Origin of the sequence: Flavobacterium sp. P21 (assembly GCF_050632225.1) — a bacterium.
Lineage (GTDB): Bacteria > Bacteroidota > Bacteroidia > Flavobacteriales > Flavobacteriaceae > Flavobacterium.
On sequence record NZ_CP192585.1, the window covers coordinates 2,517,107 to 2,531,097 of the forward strand.

The 13,991-nt window shown below is 33.4% G+C and carries 13 protein-coding genes and 3 pseudogenes; 5 read left to right on the top strand and 11 right to left on the bottom strand.

Annotation, left to right across the window (positions count from 1 at the left end; all coding sequences use genetic code 11):
- Window positions 1-14 precede the first annotated feature (14 nt).
- Window positions 15-140 (top strand): hypothetical protein, encoded by a 126-nt coding sequence (locus tag ACQ9BO_RS12475; protein WP_431244939.1) that lies wholly within the window; start codon window positions 15-17, stop codon window positions 138-140.
- A gap of 21 nt (window positions 141-161) precedes the next feature.
- Here the strand turns inward: ACQ9BO_RS12475 and ACQ9BO_RS12480 are convergent, their stop codons facing one another.
- From ACQ9BO_RS12480 to ACQ9BO_RS12495, 4 genes and pseudogenes are all read right to left on the bottom strand, one after another.
- Complete coding sequence (locus ACQ9BO_RS12480; protein ID WP_431244940.1) at window positions 162-593, bottom strand: hypothetical protein; 432 nt, start codon at window positions 591-593, stop codon at window positions 162-164.
- A gap of 5 nt (window positions 594-598) precedes the next feature.
- Entirely contained in the window at window positions 599-988 is a 390-nt protein-coding gene (locus ACQ9BO_RS12485) for a hypothetical protein (protein ID WP_431244941.1), read from the bottom strand.
- Window positions 989-1,859: 871 nt separating this feature from the next.
- Window positions 1,860-2,198, bottom strand: a complete 339-nt coding sequence (locus ACQ9BO_RS12490) for a cyclic-phosphate processing receiver domain-containing protein (protein WP_431244942.1) — start codon at window positions 2,196-2,198, stop codon at window positions 1,860-1,862.
- A 167-nt stretch (window positions 2,199-2,365) separates the two neighbouring features.
- Window positions 2,366-4,091, bottom strand: a pseudogene (locus tag ACQ9BO_RS12495) (M14 family metallopeptidase).
- A 239-nt stretch (window positions 4,092-4,330) separates the two neighbouring features.
- Between ACQ9BO_RS12495 and ACQ9BO_RS12500 the strand changes: the two are divergent.
- Together ACQ9BO_RS12500 and ACQ9BO_RS12505 are read left to right on the top strand one after the other, a co-directional pair.
- Window positions 4,331-5,689: a DEAD/DEAH box helicase gene (locus ACQ9BO_RS12500; protein WP_431244943.1), complete on the top strand. Its 1,359-nt coding sequence runs from the start codon at window positions 4,331-4,333 to the stop codon at window positions 5,687-5,689.
- Window positions 5,690-5,866: 177 nt separating this feature from the next.
- Window positions 5,867-6,313: a hypothetical protein gene (locus tag ACQ9BO_RS12505; protein WP_431244944.1), complete on the top strand. Its 447-nt coding sequence runs from the start codon at window positions 5,867-5,869 to the stop codon at window positions 6,311-6,313.
- A 194-nt stretch (window positions 6,314-6,507) separates the two neighbouring features.
- Here the strand turns inward: ACQ9BO_RS12505 and ACQ9BO_RS12510 are convergent, their stop codons facing one another.
- From ACQ9BO_RS12510 to ACQ9BO_RS12525, 4 genes and pseudogenes are all read right to left on the bottom strand, one after another.
- Complete coding sequence (locus ACQ9BO_RS12510) at window positions 6,508-7,086, bottom strand: PhnA domain-containing protein (RefSeq protein WP_431244945.1); 579 nt, start codon at window positions 7,084-7,086, stop codon at window positions 6,508-6,510.
- Between the two features lie 72 nt (window positions 7,087-7,158).
- The gene (locus ACQ9BO_RS12515; protein ID WP_431244946.1) at window positions 7,159-7,761 is read right to left on the bottom strand and encodes a zinc-ribbon domain-containing protein; all 603 of its coding nucleotides are present in this window, start codon (window positions 7,759-7,761) and stop codon (window positions 7,159-7,161) included.
- 82 nt (window positions 7,762-7,843) lie between these two features.
- Window positions 7,844-8,301 (bottom strand): annotated as a pseudogene (coaD, locus tag ACQ9BO_RS12520) (pantetheine-phosphate adenylyltransferase).
- Window positions 8,302-8,443: 142 nt separating this feature from the next.
- Entirely contained in the window at window positions 8,444-9,415 is a 972-nt protein-coding gene (locus ACQ9BO_RS12525; protein WP_431244947.1) for a D-alanine--D-alanine ligase, read from the bottom strand.
- 468 nt (window positions 9,416-9,883) lie between these two features.
- Between ACQ9BO_RS12525 and ACQ9BO_RS12530 the strand changes: the two are divergent.
- Window positions 9,884-10,503: pseudogene (locus ACQ9BO_RS12530) on the top strand (PASTA domain-containing protein).
- Entirely contained in the window at window positions 10,493-11,536 is a 1,044-nt protein-coding gene (locus tag ACQ9BO_RS12535; RefSeq protein ID WP_431244948.1) for an RluA family pseudouridine synthase, read from the top strand. Before ACQ9BO_RS12530 ends, ACQ9BO_RS12535 begins: the two are co-directional and overlap by 11 nt.
- Before the next feature lie 234 nt (window positions 11,537-11,770).
- Here the strand turns inward: ACQ9BO_RS12535 and ACQ9BO_RS12540 are convergent, their stop codons facing one another.
- From ACQ9BO_RS12540 to ACQ9BO_RS12550, 3 genes are all read right to left on the bottom strand, one after another.
- Entirely contained in the window at window positions 11,771-12,295 is a 525-nt protein-coding gene (locus ACQ9BO_RS12540; RefSeq protein ID WP_431245112.1) for an ATP-binding cassette domain-containing protein, read from the bottom strand.
- On the bottom strand, window positions 12,214-12,975 hold the full coding sequence (locus ACQ9BO_RS12545; protein ID WP_431245113.1) for an ATP-binding cassette domain-containing protein: 762 nt from the start codon (window positions 12,973-12,975) through the stop codon (window positions 12,214-12,216). Before ACQ9BO_RS12545 ends, ACQ9BO_RS12540 begins: the two co-directional genes overlap by 82 nt.
- A gap of 155 nt (window positions 12,976-13,130) precedes the next feature.
- Window positions 13,131-13,985, bottom strand: coding sequence for a sulfurtransferase (locus ACQ9BO_RS12550; protein ID WP_431244949.1), 855 nt, complete (start codon window positions 13,983-13,985; stop codon window positions 13,131-13,133).
- Window positions 13,986-13,991: the final 6 nt, after the last annotated feature.

A 13,991-nucleotide genomic window follows, 5' to 3' on the forward strand; every position in this document is an offset into this window, starting at 1 on the left:
TGAACTATTGATTTTTGAAACCCGAAGCATCTGGATTAGATTTAAGATTATTCTTTTTTGCTTCATTTTTGCATGAAGAAATTCCGACAGCAAATGCGATTATTATTGGGAGTTTAAACTTCATGATTTCAGTTTATTAAAAGAAATAATTTTATAAAATGTTATATAAATTCAGCATAAGCAAACCCAAATAAAAGAATAGAAAACACAATATCAATATTTCTGATCAATTTGAATTTGTCCGAAAAAAGCAAAATAAAGCTGACCAACGGCCGAATAATCAATTGTGATAGAAAAGCAATAAATAGCAATAAAAAACCAAAGTTTAAATCAGAAAAATTACCATTTAAAATCCTATTAAAAGAGGTTGTAAGTCCGCAGGTTTTGCATTTTACTCCAATTTCAGCATAAGGGCATTTGATATTTATGAGATCTGTTTTTAAATAGAAAATCAAAAACACAATCGCCATAAATATTAAAAGATTGAAAAAATGATATTCCTTATTTTTTGAAATAGAATCTTTTTGGATCGAATCATTTTTGGCTTTTTGTATCGAATCTTTTTCCAATTCTTCTTCTAGTTTTTCGCCCACTTTTTCTAAAACCTTTTTTGAAGCGTGTCCATTACATGTTCTTCAGTTTCATTAATCGATTTTTCTATTTCGGCTTTAGTTTCAAAAACAGTTTGATATTGGTAATATTGAAAAGCGCCAATTGAGATCGCGACAACTCCAACAATTAATCCAGCAAGAGAAGTTCCAGTGCTTTCATTTCTTTCTTTTAAACCGAGATATGAAATACCGCTGAACGCAATTGCAAATATACTTGGCCCGATGGCATAAAACCCGATACATGGAATAATTGAAAAAAGAAAAGCAATAATGGCAAATACTAAACCTATTATTGAAAAGACTTTTGGGTTTCCTGAAGATGAGTTTCCTGAAGATGAATTTCTTGAAGATGAATTTCTTGAAGGTTGTGGATTCATTTTTTAGTGTTGATTTAGGCGGTTTTTGATTAGAGATAGGATTAAATGTAAAACTTCATTTTTGAACAATATTACGATCAAAACAAGGACAAGAATTCCAATTACGGAATTTATAAAACTGCTTTGAAGTACTTTTTGAAAAGATTTTCTGCCGAAGAAAACGGACCAATGGAATAGGGCTCCAAAATAATTTAATCCGTAAAATATTCCCTCAACAATAGTGTCGCCTGATTGGTTATTCATAGTTTTTGGTTAAGGTTAGAATTGGGTAATGAATTCTAAAACCAAATATAGAATGTTGAAATTGAATATGGTTACGGGAAGCCGTAAAAAAATAAAAGTTTTTCTGATTATCAAAATAACTATAACGATAGTACAGATTTATAAATCTGAGCTTGAGCTATTGTTTTTCTTTAGTTAATATCTTATTCAGTATCAAAGAAGATAGAAAACCAACTAGAGCAAGTAAAATTAAAAGCAAGCTTCTAAATGGTCTTTCGTTAAAAGCCTCAAATGGAAAAATAGCGACGGAAGCAAAAAGAATTAATGCGACCCAATAAATATTCTTTTTAAAAAATGCTAAATAAAAATTAAATAAAAGAATAGTCAAATTGAAAAAAATCCAGTGAATAAAATCGTTAATCCAAACCCAACAGACTTGTGTGGTATTGGATAAAGATGGACTATTGCCTTATATGTTATCACTGATAAAATGAGTTGAATAAAAGAAATAATTATTGGTTTCAGGATTTTGTTTATCATTGTCGTTCTTTTATTAATCCGATAGCGCGGATTTGCAATCCGTGCCCACAAAGTAAGGCAACCTTGCTTTTTATATTTGTTTTTTAAAAGTACATATTGCAAATCTGCACTATTGTGATTTCAAATGTCTAATATAATTATCAAGTAAACCCTGAATTTGCTGACTGGCAACAGGATTAGCAGAATGAACATTGAATTTTAGATTCTTTAAATCTATTCCAGATTCATAAACTAGCCATTTCGCACAAGCGTAGCCATCTTCGGCAACATTATCGTTTTCATCGAGACCTAAATCATTGTCAAAACTAATTAGTTCAGGAAGTCCTTTTTCTAGAATCACTTTTTTAAAATCATGGCAATTTCTAACCACGACAAAATCGTTATTAGTAAGGTTTTTGTAAACTATATTTACATCTCTGATATCATCGAGAAAAAGTTTGTATGTCATAATTTTCTAAAAGTAAAAAAGTTTTTAGTTTCAACATTGTCAAAGTTTCAAACTTTGACAATGTTCTACACGCAAAGCTTTGCGACCTTATCGGAAGCCCAACCCAATCAAAATAAAAAAATCTTAGCGTACTTTGCGTTTAAAAAATCAACACAATCCAAAAAAATCTACAAAACGCGATAAACAGGATACTGCAAATGCGCCTTCTCATAATAAACAGAATGCTTGTAAATCCAATCCAACTGTGCTTCAGAATTTTTAGCAAACTCGCGGTCGTTCTGTTTTTTGGTTTCGAATTCTGCTTTAAGCGTTGGTTCGTCTTTTAAAAGTTGTCCAGCAGTATCTTCAAAAATATATTCCGAATAATGTTCTTTTTGCTGTAAAATTGGATCAAAGAAATTCCAGTTAAAAAATGAATCAACACCTTCTGGTTCAAAAGCTTCGATTAAATATTTAACGCCTTTTTGGTTTGTTGGAACGTAATAATCACCTTTGGCGAAAGCCATTTTGACCATTTTAGAAGTTACAGTCGTGTTTCGGTGCGTATAATGTCCTTCGTAAGCAGATGGAACCGTTTTAAAATCGGCAATTTTATAGCTTTCCACTTCAATAATTGTATCATTCTTAAATTGACGGAATGTGATATTATTGTTTTTCAAAAGATCAATAATATTCCAATAACCTCGTGGCACTATATACGCCGTAGGAATCATAATTTCCTTAGCCGATTTGAATTCTTTGATATACGGAACATCTTTTTTATACGGTTTGCTTCGGTCATAATACAAACGATCTCCTGTTGTAGCGTCACTTTTTTTGTAACCCGCTTCGTAGCCTAAAAAGTAAATTTTGTAGCTTTTGTGCTGTCCATTTCCCATTGTAGTGTATAGGATTTTTTAGGCTGATATTGTTCTAAATTCTTAACTCTTAAATCTTTTATTTTTTGATAATTGGCATCGGTAAAATCTAAAGTCGATTTCATGTATTCGTACGTCATTTTTACACGTTCAGCATATTTTTTAGCATATGTGTTTCAACCACAAAACCAATAGTATTAAATAAAGAAGTATAACCCGTTGTATATCGCGGACTATCAACAAATTGCCCAAAACCTTTATCTGGTGTATCTTTAAACGAATCTACATATGGTGTAGTTTCGATTTTCTTTTTCTGAAGATCTTTTACCAAAGCCGGCATCATTTCGTCATTCATAAAATCACCCAAAACTTTTCCAAGTTTGTTGTGTTGCGTCATGATATATGTCAGTTTATATTGGTAGTCAGAACCGTTGCTCACATGATTATCAATAAAAATATCGGCATCTATTTTTTGGAAAATTTCTACAAAACTCTTCGTATTTCGAGTATCCGATTTCATTAAATCACGATTCAAATCATAATTTCTGGCATTTCCTCTAAAACCATAAACTTCAGGTCCGTCTTGATTGGCGCGCGTTGTCGAATTTCTATTTAAAGCACCGCCAATATTATAAACCGGAATTGTAACCAAAACCGTATTTTTTGGTGCTTTCATTTTTCCGGTTGCCAAATCTCTGTAAAACTGCATTGTAGCATCGATTCCGTCGGGTTCGCCGGCGTGGATTCCGTTATTTACAAATAAAATCGCTTTAGTTTTCTGAATTTTATCGAAATCAAATTCCTTGTCTGGATTAAAAGTTATCATGTGTAATGGTTCACCAGAATCTGTCAATCCCATTTCTTTCATTTGAATAGTTGGAAAATCGGCGGCAAGCATTTTAAAATAAGCTATAGTTTCTTGATAAGAAGCCGATTGGTTTCCGTTTCCTTTCTCAAAAAAAGTATCGTATTTTTTATTATTTTGAGCGAAAGTAGTGATGGTAAAAAGTGAAATGAGAAATGTAAAAAGTTTCATGAGTTTTATTTTAATAGAAATCAAATATAAGTTTTTTGTTTCAAGTTTCATGTTTCAAGTTTCATGTTGATCTGCTTTATGATTATTTTTTCTCTCGCAGATTTGGCAGATTCTGCGGATTTTTATTTTAATATTTAATCTGCTCAATCTGCAAAATCTGCGTGAAATAAAACTTTACGTTAAGTAACTTGAAACCTGAAACAAGAAAAACTTGAAACCTTTTAATTACTTTTGCTCGCATGAAAAAACACCATTCCAACGATATACTTTCGAATTTAGGGATTGATAACCTGAATGAAATGCAGGAAATGGCACATGATGCTATTTTAAACGAAAACAATATATTATTACTTTCTCCAACTGGATCTGGAAAAACATTAGCTTTTTTGCTTCCAATTTTGGAATTGCTTCAACCTGAGATTTTATCAGTGCAATGTTTGATTTTAGTTCCATCGCGCGAACTTGGATTGCAGATTGAACAAGTTTGGAAAAAAATGGGAACAAAGTACAAAGTAAACATCTGTTATGGCGGACATTCGATTGATACTGAAATCAAGAATTTGAGCAATCCGCCGGCGGTTTTGATTGGAACTCCTGGAAGAATTGCAGATCATATTGACAGAGAAACTTTCAGAACAGATAAAATTCAGACGCTTGTTTTAGATGAATTCGATAAATCGTTGCAACTGGGATTTCATGAGCAAATGTCTTTTATTATTGCAAGATTGCCGAAAATCAATAAAAGAGTTTTGGTATCAGCAACATCAGATATTGAAATTCCGAAATATACAAAAGTTGTAAATCCAGTTGTTTTGGATTTTATTCCAGAAGAAGAGGAAAAAACAAATCTTTCGATGAAAATGGTGATTTCGCCAGCAAAAGATAAACTGCAGAGTTTGTTCAATTTGATTTGTTCGCTAAAATCAGAATCGGCTATTATTTTTTGTAATCACAGAGATGCCGCAGAGCGAATTAGTGACACATTGAACGAAAAAGGAATTTATTCGGTTTATTATCATGGCGGAATGGATCAAGACGAGCGTGAACGCGCTTTGATTCAGTTCAGAAATGGAAGTATCAGTTATTTGGTCACGACAGATTTGGTCGCGAGAGGACTGGATATTCCAGAAATGAAACACGTAATTCATTATCATTTGCCATTAAAAGAAGACGAATTCACACATAGAAATGGTCGTACAGCTCGTATGCAGGCAACAGGAACGGCTTACGTAATTATCCATGAAAGTGAAAAACAATTGGATTACATTGATTACGAAATGGAAGTTTTGGACGTTGAAGGAAAAGTTTCGTTGCCAAAACCACCACAATTTCAAACTATATACATTAGTGGCGGAAAGAAAACAAAACTGAATAAATTTGACATCGTAGGTTTCTTTTCTCAAAAAGGAAAATTGGAAAAAGATGATTTAGGATTGATTGAAGTAAAAGATTTTGTTTCGTTTGCGGCGGTAAAATTCAACAAAGTAAAAGATCTTTTGAAGCATATTAAAGACGAAAAAATGAAGGGGAAAAAGTTTAAAATTGAAGTTGCCCGCAATGTCGTGAAGAAAGAAGAAGATAAAAGCAAAAAATATTAGATTGAGGAAAAAAAGGATAGGTGAGTAAAATTTGGTCTATTGTGTTGTTTATCAGTGTTTTGTAAAATTTAAATTAAGTTTTGCAATTTTGTGTTAAAAAAATAATCATTTGATAGCGATTTTTTCATTATTTCTATGTTTTTTTGCTACAGTAAAATTGTAAACCCCAAATCTGTTATGAAAAACATTATTACCGTTGTCGCTTTGTTTTTAAGTTTCGTTTCATTTGCACAAATTAAAGTTCTTGAAACAGTTCCTGTTGAGAAATTAGGAAAAGTAAATAACAATTACATTCAAAAAATTGGAGACGAGTACACAGTGTATTACACTAGTATTCAAAACGATGACGATTCTTCACCTTTAAGAAAATTTTCATTCAAAAATGTGAATAACGATTACTCAAATCTTTACACTATTATCATGAATGGTTTCACAGCAAGCCCTTTATACGATATTAAATTAGAATTGCCAAACAACTATATCTGGTTGCATTACACAGGAAGTGTTGTTCCAGATAAAGCAACTGTTCAATTTATGGTTTCTAGCAAAGAAGCTACTTCTGCAACAAGCAGTGTTTCTGAGCCATTCGTAAAAGATCAAATCAATAAATTATTCCAGAAATAATTTTTTTTAAGGTTCATAGTCTCAAAGGAACAAAGTGACAAAGTTTTTAAATCTTTGTCTCTTACATCATAAAAACAAAAAAGCTGTTCAATTAGAACAGCTTTTTTTATTTTTCAGGTTATTTTGATTTTAAGTTCCAGATTGAAAACCTTTGAACCTTTGTTGCTTTGAACCTTTGTACCTCAAAAAAAAAACTATATTTTTTTGACATATTGCGTGATAATAACAATTTGCTGACCATCGACTTTTCCTTCGATGTATTCAGCGTTTTCATGGTCTAAACGAATGTTTCTAACCGCAGTTCCTTGTTTGGCAACCATGCTTGAGCCTTTTACCTTAAGATCTTTAATTAATACAACCGAATCTCCATGTTGCAAAACAACGCCATTGCTGTCGCGGTGAACGAGTTTGTTTTCATCGTCTTCGCCTTCGCCAGTTGCTTTTGCCCATTCTAGCGTGTCTTCGTCTAAGTACATCATGTCAAGTAATTCCTGAGGCCATCCAGCAGAACGCATTCTGCTTAACATTCTCCATGCCACTACTTGAACCGGAATATTTTCATTCCACATGCTATCGTTTAAGCATCTCCAGTGGTTTAAATCAACATTGTCAGGGTTCTCGATTTGGTCAATACAGGTATTGCAGGCAAATATTGCTTCATCAATTCCGCCTTTTTTAGTTGGTAATACTTGATATACTTTTAGATTTTCTTCAGCGCCACAAAGTTCACATTTAGATCCGCTTCGTTTGCTTAATTCTCTTTCAATGCTCATTATTTCTTGTTTGTTTTTAAAATGCGAAATTACTTATAATTTGCTTCGCTTACAAATTTGTGGTTAGAAGTATTAATGCCTCACCACTTCATAAATTTTATTTTCTTTAAAAAGTTTTTGCAAATCTTTTTTGGCTATAATCTTTTTATCTCTATAATTTTTTTCTAGGTCAATTTTGTCAATTCCTGTTTTCTTATCCACTTCCATATCATTCAATAACAAAGTCAAACTGTCTTTTGAAATTTCAGTCAATTTCATCGTCGAATAAAAACCGTTTGCATTGTCGATGCTGTATACATCTCCAATTTTTGGGCTTTCGATATACGAGATATTATCTTTTCCTTTTTGTACCGTGCTATACATACCAAATAGAAAAAGACCAGCTATAATAAAAATTCCAGAATACATCCAAAGCGGACTACTGATTCTTCCAATAGAATGTTGTATTTTTTGCTTAATAGTAGGTGAAAATTCTTTTTGCTCAAATGTCTTTTTACATGAGTTGCACTCAGCAAATGTCAATTTTTTAATTGGAAAAAATGGGATCCAGTAAATGTGTGCATACTTTTCATATAAACTGTAGTTCATGGAAACAGTAGCGTTGCAATCTGGGCAATCTACATTGTTAATTCGGTCGTTTTTAATGTGTTTTGATTTGGTTCCGTAAAAAATCATTAGTTAAGTTTTATAGGTTATATTAACAAAAATAATGATTTATCTTACCTGTGCAAGTAAACTGAATAAATGATTTATTCAGTTATTTCTTAACCCTTACTGCGTCTGGAACCAGCATCTCATACTCGCCGCCATTACGCAAAACATCACGTACAATACTTGAACTAATGAAAGAAGTTTTTGCCGCAGTCAATAAAAATACCGTTTCAATTTTTGAAAGTTTTCGGTTTGTATGTGCAATGGCTTTTTCGAATTCGAAATCGGCTGGGTTGCGCAAACCTCTTAAAATGAAATTAGCTTTTTCTTTTTTTGCCAAATCAATAGTCAATCCTTCGTATGTAATTACCGAAATTTTTGGTTCGTCTTTGAAGGTTTCTTCAATGAAACGTTTTCTTTCTTCCAATGAAAACATGTATTTTTTTCGGCATTTACACCAATGGCAATTACGATTTCATCAAATAAAGGAACTCCTCTTTTGATGATGTCTTCGTGTCCGAGTGTAATTGGGTCAAACGATCCTGGGAATATGGCTTTTCGCATTTTTTTTAAGATTCTAAGGTTCTGAGATACCAAGTTTCTAAGTTTTTTTAGAACCGGAAATTCAGAACGACAAGATTATGTTATAATTAAAAAAGAAGGTGCTAAAATCTTAGAATCTTAGCACCTTAGTATCTTAGCATCTTTAAGAAAGCGCTAGCTCAATAGCATTTGTAAACAACTCTTCTAGAGAAATTCCCGTCGCTTTTGCTTGTTGCGGAATCAAACTTTCGGTTGTTAAACCTGGAATTGTATTCATTTCAAGCATATATGGTTCGTTGTCAACAATAATGAATTCGCTTCTTGAGAAACCTTTCATTTTTAAAACTTCGTAGGCACGTTTTGCTGTTTCTCCAACTTTTTGTGTCAGTTCATCAGAGATTCTCGCTGGTGTGATTTCTTGTGATTTTCCTTCGTATTTTGCTTCATAATCGAAGAAATCATTGTCTGATACAATTTCTGTAATTGGCAATACTTTTATTTCTCCTTTGTAATTGATTACGCCAACAGAAACCTCGGTTCCATCAAGGAAACTTTCGATGATAATTTCGTTGTCTTCTTTGTAAGCCACTTCAATTGCAATTGGCAATTCAGCTTCTGTTTTTACTTTTGAAATACCGAAACTAGAACCTGCTTTGTTTGGTTTTACGAAACATGGCAATCCAACTTTTTTAACGATTTCGGCTGTATTGATTTCGTCGCCTTTGTTTAAATAATAAGAAACTGCCGTTTTGATTCCGTATGGTTTTAAAACCGATAATAAATCTCTTTTGTTGAAAGTCAAAGCCGATTGGTAATAATCGCAAGATGATTGTGGCAAACCAATTAATTCAAAATAAGCTTGCATTAATCCATCTTCGCCTGGAGTTCCGTGGATGGCGTTGAAAACACAATCAAAAGTGATTTTTTCACCATTTACAGTTACTGAGAAATCATTTTTGTCAATTGGAAATTCGGCGTCGTTGGCATCTACATAAACCCATTTTTCTTTGAAAATATGAATTCGGAATCCGTTGTATTTTGTTTTGTCAAGATATTGATAGACAACGTTCCCGCTGATAAGCGAAATTTTGTATTCGCTTGAATATCCGCCCATGATAATGGCAATGTTTTTCATTGACTTTCTATTTATTTGTTTAATCGTTAATTTGTTTAATCGTTTTATTTGCCACTAATTTCACGAATTGTTGTTTTTATTCGTTTTGCTTGTCAGGCTGAGCGGAGTCGAAGCCTCGTTTGCTCGCATCACTTTGCGGAGCTTCGACTCCGCTCAGCTTGACAATATTGTAATTAGTTTATTAAAAACAAAATTTTCTTTTGAAACCAAGTGCCTTAGCCCCGATAGAGCCGGTATCTCCCGATTTAGAAAAACAAGGCTTTTTAGCCGTAGTTTTTGTTTATCGGGAATATAGGCGAAAGCGGGAAACAGCTCCTAAAAATTGAAATTTTAAATTCTAAAATACCAAATTCCGAAGATTTTAGTTTTTAATAGAAATAACAATCGCAGAGCATTTTTGTTTTAAACAAAATTATCATTTTTTTGAAATGAAATACTTTATCTTTGCGTTCATCTAAAAATTAATTTATGAGTTTACGTAAGTATTTAACTAGCCGCGTATTTTTTTACAATTGTTAAGTGCGGCGACTATCATTGCAGTTTTGGGTTATTTGTTTATGCATTGGCTGACTTTTACAACTGATCACGGACATGAAATTGCGGTTCCGAATTTATCTAAATTGACAGAAGAGCAAGTTGAAGATAAACTTGACGAACTGGACTTAGATTATGTGCTTTTGGATAGTGTTGATTACCGAAGTGAATATCCGAAATTTAGCGTTGTTGAGCAGGATCCGTTGCCGGGAACGATGGTTAAAGTAGGTAGAAAAATATACATCAAAATTAATGCATCGGGATTTTCATCTGTAAAGATTCCTGATTTAATTGAAAAAACATATCGTGAAGCAGTTCCAACATTGAAAGCTTTAGGGCTTGAGCCAGGAACTATTACTTATATTCCGAATCTTGGAAAAGATATGGTTTTGGAAATGCGTTACAAAGGAAGAAATTTAAAAGTAGGAGACCGTGTTTTGAAAGCGTCTAAAATTGATTTGGTTTTAGGTGATGGAAAAGCGAGTTATGTAGATGATAGCCAGGCAGACAGTACTGCAACTGAGCCTGTAGAAACCCCAAAAGATGAGCAATAATATTGAAGAAAACTTAGATCTGGAAGACGAATTATTCGAACATTACAGATTTGAAGTGCCTAAAGGTCAAGCGTTTTTGCGTATTGACAAATATTTAATGTATTTGATTCCGAATGCCACGCGAAATAAAATTCAGAATGCGGCAACAAATGGGAATATTTTTGTGAATGATATTCCCGTAAAATCAAATTATAAAGTAAAACCTTTTGATGTGATAACAGTAATGTTGTCGCATCCGCCATTTGAAAATAGAGTAGATCCGGAAGATATTCCGCTGGATATCGTTTACGAAGATGATGCGCTTTTACTTATCAATAAACCACCCGGATTGGTAGTTCACCCAGGTCACGGCAATTATACCGGAACTTTGGTGAATGCGTTGGCATTTCATTTTGAAAATTTGCCAATGAATAGTAGTGAGCGCCCAGGTTTGGTTCACAGAATTGACAAAGATACTTCTGGACTTTTGGTTGTGGCCAAAACAGAAGGCGCTATGACGCATTTAGCCAAACAATTTGAAGCAAAAACAACAGAACGTGAATATATTGCTCTAGTTTGGGGAAATGTTACAGCAGACAGCGGAACAATTGAAGGAAACTTGGCAAGACATTTAAAAGACCGCATGCAAATGGCGGTTTTTGATGATCCAGAAATTGGAAAACCTGCTATAACGCATTATAAAGTTTTGGAGCGTTTTGGTTATGTGACTTTGGTTTCGTGTAAACTAGAAACAGGAAGAACACACCAGATTCGTGCGCACATGAAACACATCGGGCATCCGTTATTTAACGATGAGCGTTACGGCGGTCATTTGATTTTGAAAGGAACGACTTTTACAAAATACAAACAGTTTATCGAGAATTGTTTTAAAGCATTGCCTCGTCAGGCGCCGCATGCTAAAACGCTTGGTTTTGTTCATCCAAATACAGGTGAAATGATGCGTTTTGATACTGAACTTCCTCAGGATTTTAAGGATTGTATCGAGAAATGGCAAAATTATGTGAAATCGCATAATACTGATGAAGAGAATTGAATTAGATAATTTGTCAATTAGAAAATTAGATAATTTCTTAATATTGAAAAAGCTCCTTTTTGGAGCTTTTTTGTTTTAGCATAATTTTTTATCGTTCCAATTTTCTGTAGAGACGCACAGCGGCGTCTAACGCATTGTGGATATTCGTTGCGGAGACGCACTGCAGTGCGTCTCTACAGATCTACTTTGTGTATATTACTTTAATGTAAGCAAATATTCTAATTGTCACATTATCTAATTGACTAATTCGGAGTGATATTTTATTTTTCCAATAGATCCTGTTTCAGAAGATAAAAGTTCAAATATAGAAGTAGGAGCTAATCCAGATTCGATACGATGTGAAACGTATAAAATGGTAACGTTTGTTTCTTGTTTTATTGTATTGATAAGCTGAATTACTAAATCTACATTTTCATCATCTAAACCTTCTACGGGTTCATCTAAAATCAATAATGGCGGATGTTTTAAAACGGCACGAACAATTAAGGCAACTCTTTGCTGGCCGATAGAAAGATCTATGAAGCGCTTTTTTCTTAGATGCGTCATTTCAATCACTTCTAGCCATTGTGTTACGATGTTTTTTTGATGTGTTGTAGGTTCCGTGTAAAGTCCAATCTGGTCAAAGAAACCTGATAGAATCATTTGTTCCAAAGTATGACCTTTTTGAAACAAATCCATCATTGCGGTGGTGTAAATTCCAATTTGTTTTTTGATTTCCCAAACGCTTTCTCCAGTCCCTTTTTTCTTCCGAATAAATATAAATTTTGCCCAAAACCTTTTGGATTATCGCCCGTAATCAAAGATAAAATGGTACTTTTTCCAGAGCCGTTCGGACCAATTAATTGCCAAAATTCGCCTTGTTTTATCGTCCACGAAATGTTATTGAGAATCTTTCTTTCGTCATAACTTACAGAAACATTTTCCAGTCTTATTAATTCATTTTCAGGAAAAGTATGAATTTCGGTTGCTTTTGGAATTGCAGTTGTATTTAAGGTTTTGAAATGATTTTCGTTTTTTACAAATGGATGGAGTTCAAAAGTATTGTCTTTGATTTGAGCTTTGTTTGGAACAAATTCAAGTACATCAACAGTACGATTTAAGAGCTGGATAATTGCAATATCATTTGTAAGGTCTTTTAAAGAATCAGCTAAAACAACTCTTGAAGCCTGATCTAAATGATCAAAAGGATTGTCGAAAATGATAAAATCTGGCTTTTGATTGATGCAGTATTTTAAAAACTCTTTTTTGCGTTCGCCAGACGAGAAAGTTCGAAGTTGTCTGTGCGATTCTGGTGAAGCTTCTACGCTGTCATATTGAAACTCTTTTTCAATGAATTTTTCGATCGCGATATCAGAAAACAGTATTCCTTTTTGAGTATTAAAAACAGCTAATTCTCCAGTTGCTTCGCCATTTAATATGTTGTCGATTAGTTTTTTTATTTACCTGATTTGATAAAAGTATATCCCAGTGTTGCATTATAAATTCTTAAAATAATTATTTTATGTTTTTGCCACAGATTGCACAGATTAGATAGATTAATCTTTTGAATCTTTTAATCTGTGGCTGAAAAGATTTTTTGTTTTGCTTTTTTTGGTTATTGCGCTTCTTTTGTTGCCATTTCGCGATCATTTCGTGACCATTCGCTCCATGAACCAACATAAAGTTTCGGAATCGGAATTCCTGCGTAATCCATTGCCAGTAAGGTGTGGCAGGCCGTTACACCCGAGCCACAGTGCACAATTACATTTTCTGGATTGATATTGCCCAAAATGGCTGTATATTTTTCATTTAAATCCTCTGCCGATTTGTAAAATCCGTTTTCATCTAAATTTTCGCTAAACGGAATATTGATTGCGCCAGGAATATGCCCAGCAATTAAATCTAGCGGTTCTGTGAAGCCATCAAAACGATTTTTATCTCTAACATCAATTACGATGTTTTGATCGTTTTTGCGCGCTTTTTCGACTTCGTTGATATCGGCAACAGCCAATTTCCAATTTGAAGCGGGATAATTGCTTTTTTCAAATTGCTCGATTCCAGAATTTATAGGAAAACCAGCTTTTATGGCTTCTTGTAAACCGCCGTTCAGTACCTGAATTTTTTCATGTCCAATCGATTTCAGCATCCACCAAAATCTCGAAGCCGCATTTGAACCGTTTTTGTCATCATAAACAACCACATGACTTTCTGGTGAAATTCCTGTTTTTGAAAGTACTTCTGAAAATTTTTCTAAAGATGGAAGCGGGTGTCTGCCGCCATTTTTCGGATTGCAGTCGATTGTTGCCAAATCTTTGTTCAAATCAACATAACGCGCATTTTTTAAATGTTCGTTTTTATAATTTTCTTCGGCATTTAATCCTGCTCTAGCGTCAATTAAAACAATTACTGTTGAATCAGATAATTGAATTAATTCCTCAGAATTTATAATTGGAGAAAGTTTGTGTGACATTTTAAA